This is a genomic window from Lysinibacillus sp. FW301-JW8 (genome assembly GCF_058788755.1).
Map to the genome: position 1 here is coordinate 88,734 of NZ_JBYTBB010000007.1, position 24,484 is coordinate 113,217.

Sequence of the window (24,484 nt, forward strand, 5' to 3'; positions counted from 1 at the left end):
TTACTTCACTTCCTTTAATCCAAATACTAATTTACCGACAGCTACTACAATAGCACCGTTATTAGCTGTTATATTTACTCTGAATTTAGAACCTTCAACAGCATTAAATGTGAAAATGCGTACTTCATACTCTGTCCAATTTGTTTGATTAGTTACATTTAATAAATCAACCCACTGATTAGAACTATCCATCACCTGTATTGTAAAATCTTTAGGCATTTGTGTTAAAAGCGTTCCGCCACGTGCTTCTATTTTTACAGTATTAATAGATTTTTTCTCTCCATAATCAATCTGAATCCATCCTGTAGGGAAGTTGTTTGCAGTTGCCCAACAATCTAACAACCCTCGTGTTCCGTTAAATGCTTTCCAAGCTTGATTGCTGTCTGTAACGTAAAAACTACTAGAGTCAGCAACTAGAGGGGAAGGAGTAGTATTAGAAGTCATATTGGTTTGATACCAAGTGATTACAATACTTTTATTCTCTATCACTTCTTTGACATTTAAAGTATTGATTTTACCAATGTCATGTGTGAATACTTTACCACTCGCATTAGCAATAGAATTATCGTTAACATAGTTATGCTTAGTAAAAGGCACATCTAATTGAATCTCTTTATCTTGCTCTATACCATGTAAAATCATGTTTTTAGTTGAGTTGTCAGGCATGTGAATAAGAGTATTTTCTGCAAGAGAATAGTGTTCATTTGTTGTTGGATTTTTTATAGCTAAATAGTTAAAAACTACAAGCTCTTTATCCCAAGACCAAGTACTTCCAACAATACTATATGACAATTTAGAAACCAACTCTGTAACACTATTGCTATTATTCATATTGTCCATATTGTAATAAGCAATTTTATTGTCTATTACTCCTTTTTTTGAAAGTGCTTCATCTACAGTGATTTTACCTTCCCAAATAGAAATATCATCAATATTACCATTGAAATTTTCACCATTATATGAAGTAGTAGTATTACCTCTTGAAATAAAAAATTTAGTATTGTTTACAGTCATGTTTGATGTTTTTATTGTTCCTGTAACTAAGTTTATAGATTGTTTTTCTCCATCTATCCATAGTTCATCAGTTACGGTATTGCTAGTAAAGACAGCTAAAATATGATGAACCTTATTGTCTAAAATTTTTGATACATCACTAATACCTCTAATATCAGAACCCCATGTATTAAAACCAAAGCCTTTGATAGTGTCATTCATCAAATATAGGTTATATCTTCCATCATTAAATCCTAGAACAGTGTGTCTACTATTGGCATTAGCCATATCTCCTTTAATAAAAAAAGACACAGTTACAATGTTACTAGGAGAGACAATAGTTCCTCCTTCGATATAAGAACCTGTCTTGAAATTTATAGAATTTCTACCCATTTTTTCACCTCGTTTAGTTGTAAATAGTTGTATCCAAATAAAAACTCAGCGCTAATTAAAACTAATGCTGAGTGGTTTTCTATCTAATTTAGTTGTCCAAAGACCTTCTTTATTTTTTGAAACTCCATCTTGTAAAATATATTTTTTATGAGAAAATAGCGTATTTAGTGCATATTTATTTAAATCAACCCCATACTTAATGAAGTTGTTTGAATTTAATTTTCCTGCATTTAAAAATGGTATTTCTGTTACTTCGGGGTAAACATAAGAAAATAAAATCTCAGAAAGAGCCATATGACTAGCACCATTAACAGATAATATGTGTATGCGGTAATAGCGGTAAAAATTTGGTTTTAATATATTGTAATTACGTGTTTCACCGCTACTCCAATTGATTTGATTCCTATATTGTCCTATTATCTCAAAGTTTATACCATCATTACTTGCTAAAATATTAAAATCTTTAGGACTATTTATTGGGTTGACTATAACTTGCGCACTAATTGCAACTCTATTTGCTATTTTTTTTAATCCATAGTCAATTTGAATCCAACCTGTTGTAATATTACCTGACATCCAAGAATCAATAGTGTCTTTTTTAGTTCCATTAAATGCTTTCCATATTTGATAGTTAGGGTTTCCAGTATTTGCACTACTAGCACTTGCAACTAATGGGGCAGGGGAAGTATTTGAAGTCATTCCTGTATTGTGAGCTATGTTAATTATTTTTGAAGAATATAATTTATCTTGATATTGAAGAAGTATTTTTTGATTAGGCATTTATCTCACCTCAACTTTCATGCTTCTAATATCAAAATATTTCTTTAAATCAATAGTTTTACTAAATACTTTTCCTATTTCACCAACACCTAAAATCTCACTTTTATCTGTCATTGTTATAGGCTCTAAATCTAAAACTTTGCGGTCAAGTAGGGGAGATAGATTATCCATTCCTTGCTCTATGAATTGATTTTGGGTAGGGAGAGTAGAAGATACTGTTGACCAATGAGCAGGTATTCTATCCTCATGTTTCTCAAGTAATACCTTAGGTGGGAAAAAACGAAGTTCTGCGAACCCTGTAAATGTGTGATTGGTTGCACTTATATTTAATCTATATGCTCTGAATGTAGATTGATTTTCTAATATAAAAGTTTTTTTCTCATTTGCGTTAAAATAGATACCTGTTCTACTATCAATTTTTGCCCATGTGCCATCTAGTCCTGTAGTGGTGTCATTTGAACCTTCTATGGTGAATATTCTAGGAGCGTATGTTGCTATATTATGTGCTTCTATTTCATATTTAGCTACTGTAACTTCTTTTGGGAATATAATACCTAAAATACCTGAGCCGCCAACCCTGCTGATACCACTAACCTCTGAGCCTGTAGCATAGTCGAAAATATTGTATGCGATACCTGCACCATTTTGATTTGTATTATATGTCCAAAAAGCTGTTTGACCATTAGATGAATTAGAAGTCATTTTTTGAACTAGATTAATAGTATCATCAGACCAAACCTCTTGCTTTTCAGGTACTTCTTTATTCATTTTCTTATACTTACCTTCATGTAAAATAAGTGATTTATTTAAATAACCATTTTTAACCTTGAATTCAAATTGGTACATATAATTTAGCCCATTGGTTGAAGGATTTACGCAAATCAATCTGTAGTATCTGTAATCTCTGATATTCCCATTTAAGCTAGTCATTTTTTGTGTTTTATTTAAACTGCCTTTAAAATCAAAATTTGACCCAATATCAACCCATACTGAGTTATTTGAACTACCTTGCCACTTCCATGTCCCGAAACTATTTAGCCCATTTGCAAGTAAAAGAGCTTCATCAACTATCACAGATTTTTTAAAATCGAAGTTTAAATAAGTTCCCACAACCATAGAACCAGAGACAATGTAGGGTGTAGAGCCTGATTGCGACCCATCAATCCAATTGTCTAATTTGTTAGCTTCATTTAACTTTCCGTTTGTTGTAATCTCTATTTTTCCAACACGATTTCCTGAACCTAATTCGTGGTAATAACTAGTTTCTGTCATTTCTTCACCACCATTAATCTATCAATCCTTAACCACTCATCACGAGTTATTTTCTTTCTGTGTAAACTTCCTACATCTGTCCATTTAGAATTTAATGTCATATCATGTTGATATTCACGTTTTAATCTAAGACTATTTGAAGCTTCAACAAACTCGTTGATTTCAAAGTCTGAGTTGGAGATTTTAAAAACATCAGTAACAAACCCTGCAAATAAATCAATTTTGACCTGAATATATTGTTTTGTATCAGACTGTATTGTTCCATCTACCGCAATTGCAGTCCATTCAGACCAATCCATGCTATTATCTGAAGTTCTTGTTGATATTGTGAATGAGCTAGCACCATTGGTAATGTGAGTTGTGACAACCTTTTCAAAATCCAGAAATTTATCTTCCAGATTAATTACTTTAGAAATCCATGTGCCTTCTTCTACGTAAATAGGATTTCCGCTTCCATCGACATCCACCTGTGCTAATCGTAGATGTCCTGTGACTTCGTCAATTTCTGTATTCCGATGTGTGCCTGAAATGCCAATTGACAATAAAATCTCTTTCTTCTCTAAATTACCTCCTACAATAGCCATAGAGTATGCTCCTTTCTTAATTATTGATTAAATATGTATAATACTGTCATCTAATCTATCGCCTTTATCGACAGACTCAATTCCACCTAAAAAAGTGATAAAGCTGCCATTTGCAAAAGTGAATGTATCCTTCATAAAGAGGACGATAAACTTCCTGTTTATATCAGCCTTCAGTTCGCCTAGTTTAGCAACTAGCCCATTATTATTTAAAATGCTGATTAACTTTTCTAGCGTGTAATTGCCAGGATCTAATGTAAAGCTATGCTCGGTGGATGATTCAAATAGTGATAGTTTGTTATTAGTGGGGTTTATATCAATAAATTCATTTTTATCGGGAAGCTGTAACCAAAATCTTCTCATAACCATACTCCTCTCTTACCTAGTTATTTAATGATCCAAATGATCTGTCCTGCACGATTTTCTTCTAATGGTGCATAAAATCGTTCTACTTCTATGCCTCTTGATTTAAAGATTAAGTAGCCATTCATAGCTTTGTTAGAGGTTATTTTCACTTCAATAAAGGCACTCTGGCTAAAAGGCAGTGCAACGATAGGCTGAAAGAATAGTTGGACATCATCTTGCTGATAACTGGTTTTATAACCAAAATTAATGGATTTTAAGTTAGAGCGTTGTTGGCCTTGCACATTACTAAAATCCGTGAAGGCTTCTTTATATGTAATAAGGTCTTTGTTTGCAGAATTTGTTGTTAAAGCATATACTTTTCCATTCTCATCTTCATAGCTGATTTCGATCTTTCTGCCGTGTAGGTAAAAAGATCCATCAGCCACCTCGAAGAAAAACTTCATTCCTTGACCAAACAAACCGAAACGAATAACCTGGTTTTTCTGTACTAAATAAAAGTCATTTTTTTTATGCGTAAGCAGGTCATACTCAGCATAGTTTTTTCCATTTGCGTAATCAGCATTCCAATTAAAAGGAAGACCGATTGCTTGTACATTTTTTTCCTCAGTAAATAGCATGCTATCCATCCCTTCATTTTATTGAAGTTTTTGTAAAAAAAGAGGAGGGGATGGACCCCTGCCCTCTAAAACTGACAAGATTATACGTAGCGGTAGGATACGCGTTGTACTAAAGAATTTTTCCCTGCTGACGCTGTCATTGGTACTTCCGCATAGACCGTAATTTGAACGAAGTTACCACCCGCTAATTGGGCGTTTGAGCCATCTGCCTTTGTGTCATTTGCTAAACCTAAGATTTCTTTAGCATTCGGTGTTTTCTCTATTTTTACTGTTAGGTATTCTATGCCAGCATCTACAAAAGTATTTCCATCAACTTTTCCCCAAGCTGGTTCTTGATCTGATGTTGTTCCAGCATTTATGACTTTATAAATAAAACCATTGGCAGTAGTAGGCTTAACATATGATCCTAAAGTAAATGTTTTTTCTTTTGCCCATACCTGAGCAGTAGCAGTATTTTTATTAGTTGTAGTACCAGTAGTTCCTAAATCCTTAAGGCCCGTTGGATTTTGAGTGCCTCCGCCTTTACCAACTTCTGTCCAGCCACTTTCACCTAACGAATCAACCTTCACTCTAAACCAGTTGTCTTTAACAGCTTCTACGGTTGTACCACCATCTCGATCTCGTGTTGTAAATGTAACTTCCTCCATTTTAGGGCAATCCTCTTGCTGCCCTCTGTTATTCCAAATAAAGAATGTTTTTTGGGGGGAGGGGGAGCTTGCGTCCACAGTTCCATAATTTACTGTATAGTCTACTTTTTTTGAAAATTCATTTGTTCCTTCATACCAAGATACGATTGGAGTGTTATTCATTAGAAATTCCTTCTTTCGTCATTAGTTTTTTGTATAAAAAAACTCTCTAAGCCATTATGTGCTTAAAGAGTCGTTTAACATGATTTTTACATTGACTGATAAATTTTGAGCATCAACAGAAAAGGAGGGGATATGTAGTCTAAAAATATTGCCCTTTTGTACCTTTGTTTCGGTAAGTGTATGTGCTTTATTATCAAAATAGCTTTCCGCAGCAATCATGACTGGATTATCTGTTATATCAACCCAATCATTAAAATCTGTTGATTTTTGAATGTGAATTGGCGTTGGTTGTGAGCCTTTAAAAGATACGGAAGCTTTTATCTCTGTAACTTCTCCATCCCAATCAAATACAATATGTGGATCCTGGTTGCCTTGTAAAATGTCCTTTGGAATAATAAATACCATCGTTTTTTCATTTACAAATTGGGTCATTTCTTTAAGTTTTATATAATGCTCTTTTGACATTAATCCGTTTATTACTTCATTTGCTAATGGAACATTGCCACCTAAAGCATCAATAGGAACCCATTCTTTTCCATTCCATCTATAGCGTATCCCTGTATCGAATACTTGTGTTGTCCACCCAGTTTCAGGATAAGGGAATTTTTTCGCAATATCATTGTATGTATGGACATAGGGCTGATAAATTAAGACCGTTGTTTCATAAGCATCTTTTACTAATTCTGTAGCGTCTTTAGCTTTTTGCGAAGCAAGTAAAGCTTGATCAGTAGCATGATTAGAATTATGAATGGCAATGACAAGACGATTTAAATATTCCTCGTAATTCTCTGTTCGATCAATTAATTCTTGGACTTGAGATTTACTTTTTTCAATGATTTCATATAAGGTCTCGGTGGAATCTGTACTATCATAATGAACAATACGAGTGGATGGATAGAGGATTAGACCTCTTCCTTTATAAACAACAGAAACGGTCTCCGCTTCTTGTGATGCATGAAAATACACAAATCCATTTGTATAATCTACATAAAATTCATTTTTATCGAGATTTTTCTTAATAAAGGCTTCATAGTTAATTTCAAACATGCCTGTAATTCGTACTCGATAAAGCTCATCAGGAATTTCTAATAAAAAAACACGTTGGTTCACTATACGAGCAATATCAAGTCTATCAATAAACGGGTCATTTGGTGTTCCTTTTCTCCAAACAATGTGAATCGGATTATTGAATTCTAAATAATTAATAGGGAGTGACAATTTATCACCTTCTTTCTTAACGGTTTTTTAATTTGAAATCACATTACTAGAGCCTTCATTTACCATAGTTTTCGAACCTGCATGGGTTAATACTGGATCTTTTTGTCTAGCAAGTGATTTACCATTGACAAAAACTGTAGGGCTTCCTGCAGAAATGGAGCCATTTGCACTAGTATGATTGCCGCTTTCAATAGTCCAGCCGCTAGGAATTGTATATGTATCTTTTTCTAATGTTTTGGCTCCTGAGAAAGCAACTGCCTTACCATTAACAAAAACATTTGCGCTTCCTTCATTGATTTCGCCATCAATTGTTGCAGGAATATCATTATATGTGTAAGGGGAGGAGGGGGGAGTTAAAACACCATAACATTTTCCTCCATACTGATAACCTGAATAATACTCACCATCCATATAACCAGGTTCACAAGTAAATTCATTTGGTTTTTTTATTCGAATATGATTGGATGCACTACTAGATTGTATTTTATTACCTTTTACAGCTACTCCAGGCAAGTTTATCCCTCCTTAGTTAAGTTCAATTTTTGAACCATTCACCTTAACACCTGTAGAGCTAATGACAATTTTATTTTCACCTACAGCTAACGTAATGGCTGTAGAGGCTTTAAGATTAATATTTTTTCCTTCGAAGTTTATTGAGTGCGGTGTTTTCATAACAATGGAGTCATCCCCGTTTTTCAATGCAAATTCACGTTTTTGGCCATCTATCCCTACGTAATCGAAATAGAACCCATCCATTTTTTTATATTGATAACCAACATTGTTTCCTGAGCCTCCATCACCTCCTGCTCCCCAGGTCATATGAGGATAAGCCGCATCTCCAGTTTCCTTTACGGTGATTGTAAGCTTATCTTTTTCTGAACCACCATAATTTGTTTTAATTTTAAAGAAATTATCTTTAATATGAATAAAATCTTGAGGTTTATTGGAGTTAAGTGTTTTTAATTTATTGACGGTTAAATCGGAGATATAGCTTCCATCTATGTCTTTAATCATTTCATCCGTATCGTTACCCATAATTTGAAGCTTTTTCGCATAAATAAGCCCATCTTTTCCAATCCAAATGCGTTTTTCGCCGTTAGCGTCAATGGCGATCCCTTCATTGGCATTTAAACGTATTTCTTCTCCATTATTACCGTTAATCGTAATGCCGTTATTTTGATCAAAAATTATTTTCTCACCTAGGAAGCCATCCACAATTTTAAGATTATGTGTTGTAATATCCTTTGCATATAGTCTACCATCAGTGCCAACGTAAAATTTTTTATCACCATTAACGTAAATTGAAATGGCTTCATTAGCATTTAGCTTTATGATCTCGCCATTTCTACCGTAAATAGTGATACCTTTCTCCCAATCAAGTGTAATAGCGTCACCTAAATCTCCGTCAACAATACGGAGATTCTTGGTTACTAATCCTTCAGCATAAAGTGTACCGTCCTCCCATTTTGGGTCATCTAGAGTAGCAAATAATTTACTAACCCATTTGTCATTTTCCCACTTTTGAAGGGCAAGTCCATTCGTAGCATTCAGGAACGCTCGATATTTACCATCACTGCGTACAGCAATAAAGCCAAACTCATTCATAATTAAATTGTTATTATACGAACCCATATGAATACCTGAATAGAATAGGGAGTCTTCAATTGATTGACGAAGAAGAGTCGCTTCATCATAGTAATTTTTAAACTTTTGCACAAAAATACCACGTTTCTCAATTGGACTCGTGGACTCAGTAAGTGGATCAATCATATCAATATTTAAGTCCTGTGATTCTAAATAACCGTTATTAATGATTTTTATATAATTTGACATATATTCCATTAAAGCGAGATAGGCACTTTTTAAATTCTTAGTAGAGTATCTTTCTATTTCAGAATATGTTGTAGGGAAGGTTTGTGTTGTTGTATTAAATTTAGCATCAATATTTGTTTGATTGTCTCTATCACTGAATGTATACTTTTGTGCTTGCTGCAGTAATAACTTATAATCGGAATGTATTTTATACAACTCTTTAATTAATTCTAATTTTTCTAATGTGGTTAATTTGCCATCCGCTACGATTTTGTCAAATAATCCAATATCAAAATAGTTTTTTTCAGCATCTAATATTAACTGATCTAAGTTATTTACAATTTTAATATTTTCAGCAACCATATTTCGAGAATATAGGGTTCCTTCTGTATTTGCCCATAATATTTTTTTCCAAGAGTCACCATCCTTTTGACTAACTGAAAAGCCTTCACAAGTTGTTATAGCAACCCTTGTAATATCATTCCAAGAAGTTAATCCAAAGCATTCAGGCTCATCCTCATCCGTTACAAGTCCTAGTCGCATTACCTCATCTCGATTACGATTATAAATAGTTGTACGTGAGCCACGTGTCAGCCAGATTCCAGATTCATCTTCAATCGCAAGATTAACCCCAGAGATGATTTTTCCAAAGATTCTTTCTCCAAAAATACCATCCTTTGAAATCGCATGTTTCCAGGAGTTTCCGTTATCGTTTGTAATGGCTAAAAAACCATTTTGAATAACGAGCCAGCTTAATGGATCTGTTAAATCTTTAACAATAATACCGCGTTCACTTATTTCAATTTGCTGATTATAGCCAGCCATTACAGCGTTTTTTAATGCATCCCATTTATTATTAATAATCTCGTTGATGGCGCCATTATTTTCTTCAGAAAGACTCCACTTCCACTTTTCCTTTTGAACAAGAGTAGAGGTATTTCCAGCCTTTTCAATTTTATCTAACCATGTATTTTGCTCATCTATTTCGTTCGTAATAATTACAGAAATCGTTTCTTTTTCAATATCATAAGAAATTTCTGTAATCTTAGCTTTTACATCAACTTGTAATCTGTCATAGCGAACACTAATGATATCACCTAAATGTAGCTTGTCCCAATCATTCTGACATTCTACAACTGTTAAAAAGTCAATCATATTCATGTCTAATTTAATTTGGGGCTCTAAAAACTGTCGAAAAACCTCTTTCGCTTCTTCAAGTAAATCGGCCTCATCCACAATTGAATCATTGGTATATTCTTTTTCAATTTCGAAGCTTGATAGCTCTGCCAATAATTCCTTTGAGAAATTATTTTCTCTAAGTAATTTTTTTCTTAAGCTTTCTAATTCCTTTTCATAATCATTTAATCGATATTTTAAATCTCGAATAAAGGCTTCTTGGTTAGATATCTCAGATCTTTTTGCATCTAAGCGGCTGATAATATCTTGATGGGCAGGGGTGTTTGATTGAAAATTAGCGTTGGATAAATCTAATTCGTCTTCAATAACTATTCGTTCGGTTAGAAGACTGCTAAAACGTTGTTCCTCGGTTTGAATAATGGAGCGTTGTATTGTAATAGTGCTAGTTACATTAGTGAATTTCTCTGAGAGTGATTGTACTAATGCTTGATAGTCCTCTATTGCGATACATAATGCATCACTCATATACTCTGAGTGGCTAATAACAACTCCGTTTTCACGTTTAAATGGGTACATGTAATACCTATAATCTTCTAAATAGGACTGTCCAGTGGGGTTTAATCGATGTATTGTTAGACTGTCCTGACCATAAGCCTTTAATCGAGTTATAGTATCAATTGTGTTCGTCGATAAATTAAAGCTTTCTAAATATTTTCCATCCCTTATATAAAAACCTTTATTGTTTCCAATGTTTTCAGGTCTATAGAAATGAATCTCACATTTAATGGTATCCCAGACTATGATAGCATTCCAAATATTCGCCAGCTCATAAATAATTTCCAGGATGTTATTCGAGGAGACCTCATAGCTGCGGTATGTTTCAAAAAAACTGTCTACATAGCCGACTTGCCAATTTGTATTAGCAGATGATAATATTTCATCTGAAATTTGTGCAAGTGTTTTACTGACTACTTCGTATCCTCTAATATTTTTATCGCTAAGTTGAACGCCTAGAGATAGAGCCGTGTATTGGATAGACTCATCCTCACTATAGGATTTGTTTGATTCATTTAATAGGAAGTATTCCGTAGTAGGACCAAACTTTAGTTTAAATAAATAGCGATTTTTTATTTTTTGAATGTTTTCATTATCCTTTGGTATACCGTCTTCCATGATGACTGTTGGTATTTTAAAGGTCAATTGGTTTAATACTGATATTTTTGTATTGTAGCTAATATCATAGGCTTCACTTAGCAATGCAATGGTTTTTTTATTTGGTTGACATAGGAAAATTTTTGGCAGTGCAGCTTTTAAATTATAGTTAATATCACCTAAATTCACTTTATCACCTCCTTTCACGGGAACTATTGTTGAATAAATATGTACTGATATCTAACTTGCATGTCAAAGTCTCCACTTGCTTTTAAATAGTTTTTCCCAGTTAGTAATTCTAAAAATTCATCATTATGGTCATCGTATCGATAGACGCCAAGATTTTGCCTATTTGATACGATGTCTTCCTTTTGACAATGAATATAGACTTCCTCATCATGTATTAAATTACGTAGCCGCATTTTTTGATTGGTCATCGTATTAGTTAGTTCTATGTCTCCATTCCCATTCTTTTTTCTAATCCATACTTTTGGTTTAACATTGAAATCACCTAAGTTTTCAAAAACAGCACATGGATCAAATTGGATAGAAAATGATTGTACATAAGGTTTTTCATGTTCCTTAGAGGCACTCATCGTCATTTTATATTTAAAGGCTAATCCATTCAGCTCATATTGATCTAACAGATTTGTTTCATTTAAATTTATTTCTTTCCAGTCTGTCCATGTGATGTAATCATAGGACACGGAAAAATAAAAATGAACTTGTTTGTTATGTACATTTAAAATATTGGCAGCAATGGTCGTTAAATAATTCGGCGAATTCGTTGAAATTGAATGAATCTTAGAGGTGTATGAGCCTTTGATATTTAATAAAGAACCCCAGTTTTTCATATAAGCACCTCTATTCTATTTTTCCGAATGGTCTAAATTCACAGCTATTGCCGATACGTTTCCATTTAATCGTTTTAGCTTTTCTCCAGACCACTGAGCCGTCAATAAATGCAGTATTGTTTTGAACTAATGACCATTCTGGCTCGGAAGGGGAGGAGTATCCAGCAGTTTCACAAATATAATAGAACTGTTTGCTGCTATTTGTAGAGAAAACTAGATCCCCAACTTCATAGTTATACTCTTTACGCCAAGTTTGCCCATTTGCATCATAAAACTCAAGATGTAAGCCTGAAAGAAAAATTGGGGGAGTAGTGGTGCTTTTTCCCTCAACTATACACTCATAAAGCCCGCCATTATCAGGATCTGCTTTAATTAAATCACCTACTATATAATTTTTATTTGACTTCCATTTTTTTGCATGAATACCTTCACGTGTTGCGACCCATCCAATGTGACCGCCAGCGATAGGTATTTTATTCCAAAGGATATGACCGATGGAGTAAAGTGTATTATCCTGTAATTCTTCAATAGATTGAACTGAAGATGTAAGATAGTCTTCTAGTTTATTGAAGTTTGCCCCATAGTTAACAATGGTTTCTTTTATATCATCCTTTTCAAATGATGAATCAGTTACTATTTTTAATCCTAGCTTTTTTGTCGTCTCCATTTTTATATATCACTCCAATGATTAGTATTGGCATACAGAATGCCCCAAGTGTTATTTATCTCATCAATAGTTAGTCCATTTGCAGTGATTTTCACATTTTGACATTCACCTTGAGCAAATGTAGAGATGTCATCCTTTAATAGGTAGCTTTTATTTAATTCTCTGAATTCAATATTATCCATAATTTGTTCATGAGAATAAGTATAGGGGGAGGAGCATCTGATTGTTAATTCCACATAACCCTGTTTAAGCCCATTATGGATTAAGGTAGAATCACCTTCTACAAGAGCATACATGACTCGATTCGGATGATGATCAAAGACCAGTGGCTTATAATATGGCTGAAAAAGCCAACGTGCAATTTTTCTTAAGTCTTCATCATCTATCCAATTCTCCAAATAAAAAGATAATTTAAAAGAGAGTGGTTCATGTTCCACTCTCTGAAAGTAAGGTATTTCATTATTAGTGACTTTTTTCTCAATAATTCGTCGTATGGGGAGGAAATTTTCTTCAAATAAATTGCCTGAAGCCCATCCTATATAAACGCCCATATCCTTTGATGAGATATTGTCATACATAAAATGAATTGATTCTAACACTAATTTCTCATCCCTCTCTTACGTAATAAATCGGTATTAATCATTTTACTGAATTTCGTTAAATCATTCATATCACCATTCATTTTGTCTATGTTAAATTCAATATTAATATCTCCGTAGGTGGAAGCAGAAGCGGCTTGAACAGTGCTAAAGGTATTAGTGAATGATGGAAGTCGATCAAATAGTGGGCGGAAAAATAAGCCTGCTCTTTCCATTATATTCGCCATTGACAACAAGTTGTTGGTATCGATAGGGGAGTTAATTAATTCATTTGGATGAACAATCATTGCTTTACCACCTAATCCATCAATGCCGTTGCTTGAATAATTTGTAATTCCTCCTTGAAGGGCAGAAGCGGAGTTCTGTAAAACATAACTCCTACCTTTTAACTTTAAGAGATCCGCTTGCCTTTCAATAAGTGATTGGAGATCAGGCGTAATGACAACTTTATTAGCTTGCTCCTTAAAATATTGACTTAACTTAAGGCGATCAGCATCAGATAATGTACTCGTTATGTAGTCATTAAAGTCAATATTTATAGGTATTTGTGAATTATTTTTTATCCTTCCCTCATTCGCTAAATTATGTGCCTTTTCCCGAATATTTGCCTGACGTATAGAATTTGTTTCTTTCTTAGCAAGAACATCTGTCATAAATTTACCCAACAGAACTTGCATATCTCCTTCGATTAGTGTCGATTTGTTTTCAGGATTATTATAATTATTTGAAGAACCAAAATCTCCTTTTGCCTCTGTTAGCGGCTTAAATTCTTCAATTTTTTTTATTGCATTATCTAATTCATCAATCACATTTTGTCTTATAGCTTTTCCTACCACTTCCATAGATTCAGTAAGAGTTTTCTCTAGCTCAGGCATACTTTCTTTTAACTCAGCTTTATATTTCTCGAATTCCTGTTTTAAAGATTCAAATTCCTTTTTACGAATTTTTTCTTTAATCTCTTCCAATTTGCGTTCATTATTTAACTGATCTGTATAATATTGCTCCCAATATTGTTTTTTCTCATCTAGTAAATTTAATTCTTTTTCATGATATTCTGTTTCTAATTCTTCTTTTTCACTTATTTCTGTTTCTTTCGCCTCTAACTGATCATTTAAGGATTCTTTTCGTAGCTCAATTTCTCTGTCATGACGTTTTTCGGAAATTTCCTCATCAATTTGTTGAAGCTGCTCCTGTAACGTTTTCCGTTTTGCCTTTGCTTCATGTGAATTATCGAGAAGAAGTAGATTATATTGTCCTTGAATATCATTGCGATCTTTTTCAAGTTTATTAATATCCTGATTATAATCACGTTGTGACTCTTGGCGATCAATTAGCTGTAATTTATCCTGGACATTTTTTCTAAATAAATCCATCTCATTTTTATAATTGTCCATGACCTTGTCGTGACGTTCATTTTCCCGTTTAATTTCCTCGTCGATGCTTTTTATATGAGCATCCCGTTTTTCTTGTATATATTCTTTGTAGGCATTAAATAATTTATTGGCAAGTTCATCTACTACTTTTTTTTCACTATCTTCAATTTGTTTTTCATAGCCTTTTATTTCAGCTTCTTGTTGGAGCTCCCGTAAATGAAGTTCATTTATATCCTTACCTGTAGCTTTTATATCCTCTGGATTTAAATCAAAATGTAAGCTCTTTTTTAATTTCTCTATTTCTTGGGAAGTATTTTTCTGTAATTCGTACGTTCCTTCAATCTGAAATTTTATTTCTTGCTTCGCATCCTCTGAACCCTCATCATACATGGATTGAATAATTTTACTTCTATCAATTTGATATTGAATGTCATCATTTTTTTCATCATACTGGGTTTTAATGTTTAGGATGATTTCATAATTTTTTTCGCGAATTTCGATGTCTAAAGCCTTCATTTCAGTCGTTAGTTCAACATAACGCTCTTTTAGCTTTTCTAACATTTCACCAAAATGTGTACCACTTGCAATCTGCTGCTGTAAATAATTCAACTCATTACGATTAACATTTTGTTTTTGATTCATATAAATGGTCATTAGCTGTAATGTCTTCGCATATCTTGCGGAATTCGTATCTAGCTCTTTAATTTTGACATTTTCATAGTCAAGCTGGGATTCAGGTAGACTTCGTTGGTATTCAAATATGTCAAGCTTATTCAATGCCATTTGTGAAATAGCATTATTTGTGTCAAGCATTTCCGTCTTTAATTCCAATAATTTGCCCTTCATCTCATCGAGCGTGACTGCGGATAAAGAACCATCATGTATTAAATCTTCTATGTATTTTAATTCCTCATTATTAACGGCTTGCTTTTGCTCTAAATACTTCGTTTGTAAATCGATTGTCTTTGTATATCGACTAGAGCTTTTATCGACCAATTTTAGCTTCGCATCTTCGTAGTCCAAATTAGATTGAATGTTGCCACGTTTCGAATCAAAATAAGATAATTTGGAATCAATAATATCTTTTTCAATCTTTGCAATTACTTCTTTTTGATTAAGAACGTCACTTTGCATCCGTGCTAATTCTGATTTTGCCTGATCGATGGCCTGTAGAGTTGTTTCTACAGCAGTATAATTTGTTGAACTAACAGTGCCTGATTTTGCATTATTTAGGTAATCAATGGGGTTAATTGGTACACTTCCATTTTTATTAATTTCATAATGTAAATGTGGACCAGTGCTGTTACCAGTTGAGCCAACAGTTCCAATTTGCTGTCCTACTTCAATTGTTGAACCTAATTTAGCAACTGCTTTATCTAAATGAGCGTAAATATGTTTTAAATTATTAGCATCTTGAATAACAACGATATTACCGTAGGATGAATGATAGTCATTATCTTCTGCTCGACCACTAGCAATTACTTTGCCACTAATGTTTGCATCTACCTTAGTTCCTCGAGACATAGCAATATCTATGCCACGATGATTATCTAATTCACCGTTTAAAATTCTATTTCCAAAGTTACTTGATATTTTACCCGACCAACCACTTAACTTTTGAGATGTAGTAGTTGTGGAAGCATTTGAAACCGTTCCAGTCTTATTAATTTTTCCAGAAGAAATTTGAGATTTAAGCGATTTTTCTTGGTTTTCAAGTAAATTTAATTTATCTCTTTCAAGCACAAGTTGAGCCTGTAGTGAATTTCGATATTCATCAGAATGCTTTGGTAAAGTAGATTGAATTTTTACTTGCTTTTGAATCTCAAGGTTGAGGTTTTCTAAGGATTGTTTATATTTATCAGAAATATAAATAGATTTTGTAGTCTCTTTATTGAATGTATTTGATGATTGTGTAGATTTTTTTGTAGTTATTATAGTTTTGTTTAAGTTATCTGTTATACCATGTAACTGTGTACGTAACTCGCTTAACTTTTTTGTTTTTGAAGCTATTTCTATTTCAGGTGGTATATAAAAGGAATGATTCGAAGGCTTTATACTTCCGTCCTCAACACCTTCAATAAACTCTTTACTTGTTATTTTTATATTTTGAGCCTCTTGTAAAAGAGTTAATGCTTGTATTTCACTTTCAATGTTTTTAATTCGATTTTGAATACCTTGAGCGGATGAGAGTGTCATTAATTGTTCATCATTTAATTTTCCTTCTCGAGCTAATTGGTATGCTTTTAATAGTGTCTCATTAGCTTGATTTTCAGCTTGGATAGCTTTAATTTTTTCTTCACTTAATGCTATTGCTTTGCCGTCTTGATCTAGAAGATAGGGATAAAGTGAATTCAAGTTATTCATGATTTGATCACGATTTAGTAATGTGTTTACAAGGCGTTGCTCTTCGGCTGTTAAATAACCTTTTTGACTAAGGTTTCTAATTTCCTCTTCAGTATATCCATTTAACTGATTAGTTAATGATTCATATAGGAATAATAAATCTGAAGTGTCATTTATTTTTTTCTGAGATACACCTGCTAGTTGTTCATAAATCGTTGTCAATTTTTCTGATTCTTTGTTGTAACCAAACATTTTTTCTTTTGCTTCAGCGAATGTTAAATTATTGGTTCTCATTTCCACAGACAATTTCTTTTGAGTTGCAATTGTGTCATCGTAATGTAAATTTAGAGATTTCATAATGCTGCTTACTTCTTCTTCACTTAAGCCTAACCCAGTTAATTCAGCTTTAACATTAGACAGCTTATCTTTAGCACTACTTGCCATGGAGTCAAATGTTTCAGTAGTTGCATTCTCCATATTTTGAAAAGAACCTATAACATCATTTACTAATGTAGAGGCGTTCTCGTTTGAAAATAATGCTGTTAAAGAATTTTGTAATGTATCTAAATCTTTTACATCCGTAACATCAATTAACTGCGCTGCAAAACCCTCAGCGTTGTTCTTTAAACTATCTGTTAATTTATCATTTTCATTAATAATATAAGCAAGATTGGAAATATAGTCAGATTTTTGAGCTGAAATTTTTTGATTTAGTTTTGCTTCATTATCAGCTATTTCCTCCATGAAGTGATTAACATCGTTGCTTAGTTGTTGATAGTAGTTAACTAAGTCATTATTGCCGCTTTTTTCAGCAATGGATTGTAGCTTTTTTATTTCGTTTAATTTTTTTTCAAAATCTGCTGCCGTTTTAAGTAATGGTTTACCATTATCATCCGAAAATTTTTCATTATTTAGGATGTTAGAAGCCATATTGGAGTCTAAGATTATAGCTGCATTTTGGGCTATAGTTTTTTGCTTGTCTTTAAGATCAGAAATAGCTCCTTTACGTGTATCAATATTTTCATCACGTTTTTCTTTTGCTTCTTGTTCAGCAATTTGTGCTTCTAAAGCCTGTTGCTCTTTCAAAAGTTCGATTTTTACTTTTAGAGCCTCTGAAGAGCCAATTATTTTATTACCATATTCATCTTCGTGGTTAACAATATGAGGTAAGAGTTCACCTAGTCGATTAGAAATTTCCTGATAGTCGGCCAGGACAGTGGGATCAGCATTTCCTAATGCCATTGATTTTTCTAATTGTGCATATTTATTTACCATGCCATCGATTTCTTTTGCGTTTGATGTAAAGGCGTTCAATATTTCATGTTCTTCTGTCTTTAATTCCTCAAGCTTTTGTTTTGCTTTTTCTTTTTGTTCCAATGCAAACTCCCCAATACCAAAGGCAACTCCAGCTAGATTAAATCTTAAAAGTTGCTTACTGGAAAAAGTTGCACCTGTAACATCCTCTGCAACTGTTTTTAATGTGGATGCGTGACCTAACCCATTCATAATAGAAGACGTAAAAGAAGTAGAACTTTGAGCTGCAGCTGCTGTATTTTTTCCAAAGGCCTCGATACCTTGGTTAATCTTTTCTAGTTGTTGTGGGATGTCTGATAATCCTGCTATGTTTAAGCCTTCACCAAGCTGAATATTGGATAGCTGGGTGTTTAAATCTGTTATTTGGGAAGTTAGTTGTTCGAAATTGGCTGTATCTGCATATGTCTTATTTAATTCATATATCGTATATAAATTGGATTCTAAGGCTTGTAGATTGGCGAGTGTTTCTTGGATGCCCTCGAACTGAATGTGATTTACACTGATTGTCTCTACTTCTGTTTTTAATTTAGATACAATATTTTCTAATGCCCGTAGATCACCAGCTGGGGTTTTTGTTAGCTGCTTGTAAAATTTGCTGACATTGATGTTGGCATCACCAAAGGCTTTAGAAAGGGAGCTAATTGATTTCACAGAGTGGGAAATCTGCTTCTTTAATTCATCAAAAAATGTGAGAGAAGGGGTTGAGCCACTTCCGATTTCTTGATATTTTTGGTTAACGCTCTGTAGTTGCTGCTCCAGGGCTTGTAATTGCTTTTCAAACTCTATTAAAATTTGAGTGTTAGGTCCGTTTACATCTAAATTCATCTTAATTGCAGGTATGTTTTTTAATCGTTTGATGTAAGTTTGTATATTTTTTCTTGAAATATCGTCATTGATACCTAGAGCGGCTAATAGCTCTATTGGTTTTGTTTGTCCACCACCAGTACTCAATCGATTTTCCCTCCTAATTTTAGACAACCGATCATTACAAGGCAGTGATCGATTCATCTTTCTTTATTGTTGTATAAAACAGTAAATATCCTAAAATATTCAAGTACCCACCCAAAGAAGGTAGGGGAGTAGTTCAAAATTTTAACTATTTATGGGCAGAGGCTAAAAATCATCAGAAGTTCCTTCGGAGTCCTTAGTAGCAGTTGCTTGTAAAATATTGAAGTACTCTTTTTCCATTTCTAAAAATTTAATGCTTAAGTGCAATCGTTTATTAATTTCCTCTAATACATTGGAAATTTCCTGCATTGTAAACATTTTCGTTAAAAATATGTCGTACCATCCAATATCCACGAGATAATTCATCGTGGCAAAATGTGTTTCAATGGGCTTATCCTTTAACTCACTTTGCAAATCCGTAAAATGCTTAATGATTAAAAAGAAGATATAATTATTTAGCTCATAATCATTTTCAAAGTATTCCAGCTTATGCTGCTGAGCATATTCAAGCGAGTCAGCTAAATCATTGATCAATATCGTAATTTTACGTTTACTAAACTTTGGATAGTAATAGATAAACTTTCCTTGTTCTTTATCGATATAAAATTTTTGCTTCTTATTTAAGGCATCTGCACTTTTTTGAATATCTGCTAACGTTAATTTTGTTTCACGTTTTGTCATTTTTAAGCTCCTTTATAATCAATTATGCCTCGGCATAATTGCGTCTGGAATCGGCTTTGTGCTTAGGGCTGCGTGATGCAGGTCAGCTAGCCGTTATCGCATGGATGCGATGATTTTAGGCTAACATCCTTTATTAACTCCTTTCCGCTTCCGTGACATCTGCCAGAGGCTTTAACTTCTTTCAGTAGGTGTTTGGACACCATACTGAAAAGCAACCTAAACCCGCATTCATCTCACCACCTATAGAGGTAAGAGACTTCTGTATCTGCCGCTACGCTTACGCGCATAAAACATCTGCTGCTATGCTTTCGATACAAAAAACATTTGCTGAAAGAAGTTAAATTGAAAGGGTAGAGAATTTAATCTCTACCCTTTTTACATTAATTTATTTAAATAACATCTACAGCAATAGTTTCAATAAATGTTCCATCGGTTACTTCGATCATTGTTTGATCATTTGCTTTTGCGGAGGCACCTAACGTTACGACACCATCTGCACTAACACTTGCAATTGCTGGGGCCTTTGATGTCCACGTTAAATCACTATTTTGTAAAAGTACATTGCTATAGCCTGCACCACGAATACCTAATACTGAAATGCGCTGAGAATCTCCAGCAACAGCAGAATCTAGAACTAGGCGTGATGGATTTGCAGCTAATGCAGTAAATTGTACTTTTTCCTCAGATAAATTTCGAAGCTTAATATATGCATAGTTTCCTTTTTTATCTGCAAGTGAGCTACCTGCTAGAGAAGAAGATGCTACACCCTCATGAGTCATAGAAATTTCAACGGCACCATTCGGCTTGAAGTTTGGCACTTCAATAATAACTTCACCTGTTTTACCATTATTCGAACGGATATCTACATTTAATTCCATACGTACAGCCTTAGGGAAGGAATCAGCAGAGATTTCAATTGTATCCATCATCTCCTGAACAGCATAGACCACCTGTACTTCCTTACCAGCCAATGCAGGAACCGTAATCTCTTTGCCAGCAGGCGCATATTGTGTGAATGTGCCATTTAACTGTTCAACATGGACCTGACCAATAGGTGTTTCGGCAAGCGTACCTTTACCATTGGCATCAAGTAAAATAATTTCGTCTATATAGTACTCAGCCAGCTGGTGGTTAATTTCTGTACCATTTTGTAAAGCGATATAGGCAGTGTCGAAAGCAGCATCTTCAATAGAGAATGTTAATTCCTTTTGATAGTTCAGTTCATATACCTTTTTAGAGCCTTTTCCAGCATGGATAGCCTGTGTTTGAATAGCCTGAGTCATGGATGAATTTAGTAATGTTTTACCATTTAGAATTAATTCATTTGTTAAGCGATCAAATAAACGAACATTTGCTACTGAAGTTAAAAATTGATTTTGTTGTGTCATAAAAGATTACCGTCCTTTTTGTGTTTGTTTTTTCTTGATTCAGCTGAATACTTCCACCACTATAGGTGGGCGAGATGATTGCGATTTTATTCCTATCCAGTGGGCGTTTGTCACGGATTTTGAAGAGGAGCTTTTCGAGCGAGCTCGAAAAAAATCCGGACGCAATTACGCTGGGGCGTAATTGATTTTAACTAGAGGCAAGCCCTAGTTTTTTCATTTGTTGATCAAATGCTGATTTTGTGATAATGACATCCTCATTTTTCTTTGGCTCCTCGATATGACTTAGCCAGTGAGGAAGGTCTTGCTCATTTTTAAATTCAACCATGCCTGAGTATCGAGCATTGAGAATGGCATCACTGCTTACCATATAGTCCATTCGAATTAATCCTTTATGGAATTGGTAAAGCGTTAAGTGTTCAATTTCATGGTAGGGGAGTCCAGATTTACAATGATAAGCTATAATTTGCTGCTCTAAGTCAGCCTGCTTTGTTTTTCTTTTTGCCATAAATGCCCTTGCTTCTTGAATGGCTTTTTTTGTATCTGGGTCGATAAATTCATCCTCTAAATCAATTAGATTTTGCTCACTAATAAAAGTTTTAATTTTATCAAAATCACGCTCATGCAATGAAATGCCATTGACCGTTATCAAGACCATACCTTTTTCATTTATCGATATTTGTATGTCCTCTGTTTTAAAAACTAAACGATATAAGGCAATTAATTTTTCAAGTAAGATTTGTCCATCCTCGTTCTGCGTCATCGTGAGTAAAAATAATAAGTAAGACATTCTGACGATTTCTGGCTGCTGAAAGTCGTTTTTAGGTAAAAGTAAGCATTGTACAGCCTCATAAAATTCATCTGCATCCTTCATTTTTACAGGATAAATAGTTAACCCTTTATATGTAATTGGTTTTCCAAATGCCTTTTTAGTGACCATATTCATGATTTAAATCCCATCGGTTGTTGTCCAGAGGGCATGATATAGGTCCAACGATAACCAACAAAGCCATTTGGAACAGTTGTGATTGGAAGCCCACTATGGAATCTTAAATCCCCAAATTCCTCAATGTCCTCCTGAAACAATACCTCATTAAGTACCTCACCAAGCCAATCAAGTCGAAAATCAATATTGTTGGCAGAAGCAGGTGTATAAATATCAAAGATATATTGCTGGGTACTTGAATACGGGTTATCTGTAAATTGGTTGCTGGTTTTCAGATAACTTTTTTGAGGCATACGTGAACCCGTGTAGAAACAAATTCTACAAGTATTTGTTTCCAACGCTAAATCACTAGTTTTATCACCGATAACTAATACATTTTGAAGAATACGATCTTTCTCAGGTAATTGTGAGACATTCATTTTTAAAGGATCGAGAGGATCATCCTCTATATCTTTTGGCATGTAGTATAGTAAACGGAGGAGCTTCTCATCATTTACTAATGAGTGATAAAATTCAGTTATTGTTTTTACGATTTTCATTCTCCTTTATCCTCCTAAAGAAGAGTGCTATTTTTGAAGGTTTCAATATAGAAAATAACAATAAAATATTTGTTTTTTACATTAATTTATTCATACAATGGGCATCACCTTCTTTCATGTATTATAGAAGATAGTCAAATGAGGTTTACTTCTAATTTATCCTCTATTTATATGAAACCTTCATTATGGGGCTGTAAAATGTACAGCCCAATTAGAAAATTTCATAATTTGTATTAATTCACTTATTAGATAAAATCTTCTTCTGCATCTTCAATCCCAAAGCTAATCGCTTCAAAATAGGATATACCTGAAAATGTATTATGTCTGCTAGAGCCCTTTGCCATCTCTTTCAGCTTATGATGAGAGAGCACGTAATTATCCTGTAAACGATGGTGCGTATTGCGATTTCTCAATAGTTTCATAATTTGCCTGCTTCTTTTATGACGCTTTTTTGCTTCTTTCATAAATGTTAAATTCTCTTGTTCAAGTAAAAGTTCATCCCTTGTAAAATATCCTTTAGTTATGTAATAGGCAAGCATGTCTAAAATTATAATTGTATGATAGGTTTGAGCAGTTATGCTAAGATAGTCGTCTAATGTAATCTCTTTCCCTCGATAAACCACTGTTTCTTTTTCTAAAAGCGATTGTATGTATTGAACTCTTTCTTCTATAGGAAGCTCCATGCGCAATTCAATGATCGAATTAGGTAATTGTAATTTCATATTATTTCTCCTTCTACATATTAGGTTGGCTGGTGTAGGGTAAAATCCACTTTTTTCGCCCAGGCCTATTTTTTGCATTTTTTACATTGTGAATGGAGGAGATCCCTACTACTGTTATTGACACTAAAAAATTCATCTGTAGCAGGGAGAATATCTTTACATTTACTACAGCTCTTCGTTTTTAACTGTAACTTACTAATATAGGTTGCTTTGCGCCATTGTCGATCATTTTCCTGCTTTATTCGTAAACAAATTGTCTTAAATTTACTACCTACTGTTTTAACGGGTATTCCTAAAATTTTCCCTATAGTATAGTAGGAGTAATCTTTAGCGATATAATGAAGTAATTTAATTTGTTCTTTATTTAAAGATTTTTTAATTAATTCATCTAAATCTGCAAATAAGCTAATAACTTCTGTATTTAATTTCAATGAATTGGTCGCGCATGCCCCTTGATTAAAGCTGGTATCATCGATAGAGCCTCTAAAAGTTAACAGCTCTTTAATAACGATTACATCTGATAGCACAAGTTGACTATACTTTGCATCCTTATATGTTTGATAAGCCATCACAACATCCCCTTTTATTTTTCCAAATTTTATGCTTTAACCTATTATAATTCAATTTGAAAATAAATCAATATTTTAAATTAATTTATCTATTAAATCTTAAAGATTAATTTAAATGAAATAATTTAAAAATTTACAAATTAAAATTGCTTATGCTACTATTGACTATAGTCAATAGATAGTGTTGAAAAACTAAATGGTCAAGGGGTTCTTGGTGAATACTACTCATTCAAATGAAGGTGATTTCCGTTCCAGGCTACTCGCTTTGCCGCTGACGCTTCGCTTTCGCGCAGAGCAAGGCTTCCTGTGGGCGAGCGACGAGCCGCTTCCTGCGCTGGAGGAACGAAGACTAAGTGCGTCACGTCCTGTGACAATTTATCTGTGCGAAAGCGTAGCGACAGCAACAACGCCTTC

Annotated in this window: 21 protein-coding genes; all 21 read right to left on the reverse strand. The window is 33.7% G+C overall.

Annotated elements, in window-relative coordinates:
• Entirely contained in the window at positions 1-1,386 is a 1,386-nt protein-coding gene (locus AC3WOM_RS04915) for a discoidin domain-containing protein (RefSeq protein WP_492445336.1), read from the reverse strand.
• 51 nt (positions 1,387-1,437) lie between these two features.
• Positions 1,438-2,166: a discoidin domain-containing protein gene (locus AC3WOM_RS04920; RefSeq protein ID WP_492445338.1), complete on the reverse strand. Its 729-nt coding sequence runs from the start codon at positions 2,164-2,166 to the stop codon at positions 1,438-1,440.
• Positions 2,167-3,438, reverse strand: a complete 1,272-nt coding sequence (locus AC3WOM_RS04925; RefSeq protein WP_492445340.1) for a hypothetical protein — start codon at positions 3,436-3,438, stop codon at positions 2,167-2,169.
• On the reverse strand, positions 3,435-4,022 hold the full coding sequence (locus tag AC3WOM_RS04930) for a hypothetical protein (RefSeq protein WP_492445342.1): 588 nt from the start codon (positions 4,020-4,022) through the stop codon (positions 3,435-3,437). The genes AC3WOM_RS04925 and AC3WOM_RS04930 overlap by 4 nt, the downstream gene beginning before the upstream one ends.
• A 27-nt stretch (positions 4,023-4,049) precedes the next feature.
• A complete protein-coding gene (locus AC3WOM_RS04935; protein WP_492445344.1) occupies positions 4,050-4,382 on the reverse strand; it encodes a hypothetical protein in 333 nt (110 codons plus the stop codon).
• Between the two features lie 23 nt (positions 4,383-4,405).
• Positions 4,406-5,002 (reverse strand): hypothetical protein, encoded by a 597-nt coding sequence (locus tag AC3WOM_RS04940; protein WP_492445346.1) that lies wholly within the window; start codon positions 5,000-5,002, stop codon positions 4,406-4,408.
• A gap of 80 nt (positions 5,003-5,082) precedes the next feature.
• Complete coding sequence (locus AC3WOM_RS04945) at positions 5,083-5,811, reverse strand: hypothetical protein (protein ID WP_492445348.1); 729 nt, start codon at positions 5,809-5,811, stop codon at positions 5,083-5,085.
• A gap of 54 nt (positions 5,812-5,865) precedes the next feature.
• Positions 5,866-7,029 carry a hypothetical protein gene (locus AC3WOM_RS04950; protein ID WP_492445350.1) on the reverse strand — a complete coding sequence of 388 codons (1,164 nt, stop codon included), beginning with the start codon at positions 7,027-7,029 and terminating at the stop codon, positions 5,866-5,868.
• Positions 7,030-7,056: 27 nt separating this feature from the next.
• On the reverse strand, positions 7,057-7,542 hold the full coding sequence (locus AC3WOM_RS04955) for a PAAR domain-containing protein (RefSeq protein WP_492445352.1): 486 nt from the start codon (positions 7,540-7,542) through the stop codon (positions 7,057-7,059).
• Positions 7,543-7,554: 12 nt separating this feature from the next.
• The gene (locus tag AC3WOM_RS04960; RefSeq protein WP_492445354.1) at positions 7,555-11,319 is read right to left on the reverse strand and encodes a phage tail spike protein; all 3,765 of its coding nucleotides are present in this window, start codon (positions 11,317-11,319) and stop codon (positions 7,555-7,557) included.
• A 23-nt stretch (positions 11,320-11,342) separates the two neighbouring features.
• Entirely contained in the window at positions 11,343-11,984 is a 642-nt protein-coding gene (locus AC3WOM_RS04965; RefSeq protein WP_492445356.1) for a phage distal tail protein, read from the reverse strand.
• A 10-nt stretch (positions 11,985-11,994) separates the two neighbouring features.
• Complete coding sequence (locus tag AC3WOM_RS04970) at positions 11,995-12,651, reverse strand: hypothetical protein (protein WP_492445358.1); 657 nt, start codon at positions 12,649-12,651, stop codon at positions 11,995-11,997.
• A gap of 2 nt (positions 12,652-12,653) precedes the next feature.
• Positions 12,654-13,250 carry a distal tail protein Dit gene (locus AC3WOM_RS04975; RefSeq protein ID WP_492445360.1) on the reverse strand — a complete coding sequence of 199 codons (597 nt, stop codon included), beginning with the start codon at positions 13,248-13,250 and terminating at the stop codon, positions 12,654-12,656.
• Positions 13,250-19,231 (reverse strand): peptidoglycan DD-metalloendopeptidase family protein, encoded by a 5,982-nt coding sequence (locus tag AC3WOM_RS04980; RefSeq protein WP_492445362.1) that lies wholly within the window; start codon positions 19,229-19,231, stop codon positions 13,250-13,252. The genes AC3WOM_RS04975 and AC3WOM_RS04980 overlap by 1 nt, the downstream gene beginning before the upstream one ends.
• Positions 19,232-19,393: 162 nt before the next feature.
• Entirely contained in the window at positions 19,394-19,909 is a 516-nt protein-coding gene (locus AC3WOM_RS04985) for a hypothetical protein (protein ID WP_492445364.1), read from the reverse strand.
• 389 nt (positions 19,910-20,298) lie between these two features.
• On the reverse strand, positions 20,299-21,297 hold the full coding sequence (locus tag AC3WOM_RS04990) for a YomU family phage tail tube protein (RefSeq protein ID WP_492445366.1): 999 nt from the start codon (positions 21,295-21,297) through the stop codon (positions 20,299-20,301).
• A 187-nt stretch (positions 21,298-21,484) separates the two neighbouring features.
• Positions 21,485-22,240, reverse strand: a complete 756-nt coding sequence (locus tag AC3WOM_RS04995; protein WP_492445368.1) for a hypothetical protein — start codon at positions 22,238-22,240, stop codon at positions 21,485-21,487.
• Complete coding sequence (locus tag AC3WOM_RS05000) at positions 22,237-22,779, reverse strand: hypothetical protein (protein WP_492445370.1); 543 nt, start codon at positions 22,777-22,779, stop codon at positions 22,237-22,239. The genes AC3WOM_RS04995 and AC3WOM_RS05000 overlap by 4 nt, the downstream gene beginning before the upstream one ends.
• 245 nt (positions 22,780-23,024) lie before the next feature.
• Positions 23,025-23,501 (reverse strand): hypothetical protein, encoded by a 477-nt coding sequence (locus tag AC3WOM_RS05005; RefSeq protein ID WP_492445372.1) that lies wholly within the window; start codon positions 23,499-23,501, stop codon positions 23,025-23,027.
• 65 nt (positions 23,502-23,566) lie between these two features.
• Positions 23,567-24,070, reverse strand: coding sequence for a hypothetical protein (locus tag AC3WOM_RS05010; protein ID WP_492445373.1), 504 nt, complete (start codon positions 24,068-24,070; stop codon positions 23,567-23,569).
• A gap of 221 nt (positions 24,071-24,291) precedes the next feature.
• Positions 24,292-24,484 (reverse strand): hypothetical protein (locus AC3WOM_RS05015; protein ID WP_492445375.1); only part of this gene is annotated, 193 nt, incomplete at its 5' end.

Coding starts and splice junctions, on each gene's coding strand:
- AC3WOM_RS04915 (WP_492445336.1), bottom strand. CDS start 1,386: ATGGGTAGAAATTCTATAAATTTCAAGACAGGTTCTTATATCGAAGGA.
- AC3WOM_RS04920 (WP_492445338.1), bottom strand. CDS start 2,166: ATGCCTAATCAAAAAATACTTCTTCAATATCAAGATAAATTATATTCT.
- AC3WOM_RS04925 (WP_492445340.1), bottom strand. CDS start 3,438: ATGACAGAAACTAGTTATTACCACGAATTAGGTTCAGGAAATCGTGTT.
- AC3WOM_RS04930 (WP_492445342.1), bottom strand. CDS start 4,022: ATGGCTATTGTAGGAGGTAATTTAGAGAAGAAAGAGATTTTATTGTCA.
- AC3WOM_RS04935 (WP_492445344.1), bottom strand. CDS start 4,382: ATGAGAAGATTTTGGTTACAGCTTCCCGATAAAAATGAATTTATTGAT.
- AC3WOM_RS04940 (WP_492445346.1), bottom strand. CDS start 5,002: ATGCTATTTACTGAGGAAAAAAATGTACAAGCAATCGGTCTTCCTTTT.
- AC3WOM_RS04945 (WP_492445348.1), bottom strand. CDS start 5,811: ATGAATAACACTCCAATCGTATCTTGGTATGAAGGAACAAATGAATTT.
- AC3WOM_RS04965 (WP_492445356.1), bottom strand. CDS start 11,984: ATGAAAAACTGGGGTTCTTTATTAAATATCAAAGGCTCATACACCTCT.
- AC3WOM_RS04970 (WP_492445358.1), bottom strand. CDS start 12,651: ATGGAGACGACAAAAAAGCTAGGATTAAAAATAGTAACTGATTCATCA.
- AC3WOM_RS04985 (WP_492445364.1), bottom strand. CDS start 19,909: ATGACAAAACGTGAAACAAAATTAACGTTAGCAGATATTCAAAAAAGT.
- AC3WOM_RS04990 (WP_492445366.1), bottom strand. CDS start 21,297: ATGACACAACAAAATCAATTTTTAACTTCAGTAGCAAATGTTCGTTTA.
- AC3WOM_RS04995 (WP_492445368.1), bottom strand. CDS start 22,240: ATGAATATGGTCACTAAAAAGGCATTTGGAAAACCAATTACATATAAA.
- AC3WOM_RS05000 (WP_492445370.1), bottom strand. CDS start 22,779: ATGAAAATCGTAAAAACAATAACTGAATTTTATCACTCATTAGTAAAT.
- AC3WOM_RS05005 (WP_492445372.1), bottom strand. CDS start 23,501: ATGAAATTACAATTACCTAATTCGATCATTGAATTGCGCATGGAGCTT.
- AC3WOM_RS05010 (WP_492445373.1), bottom strand. CDS start 24,070: ATGGCTTATCAAACATATAAGGATGCAAAGTATAGTCAACTTGTGCTA.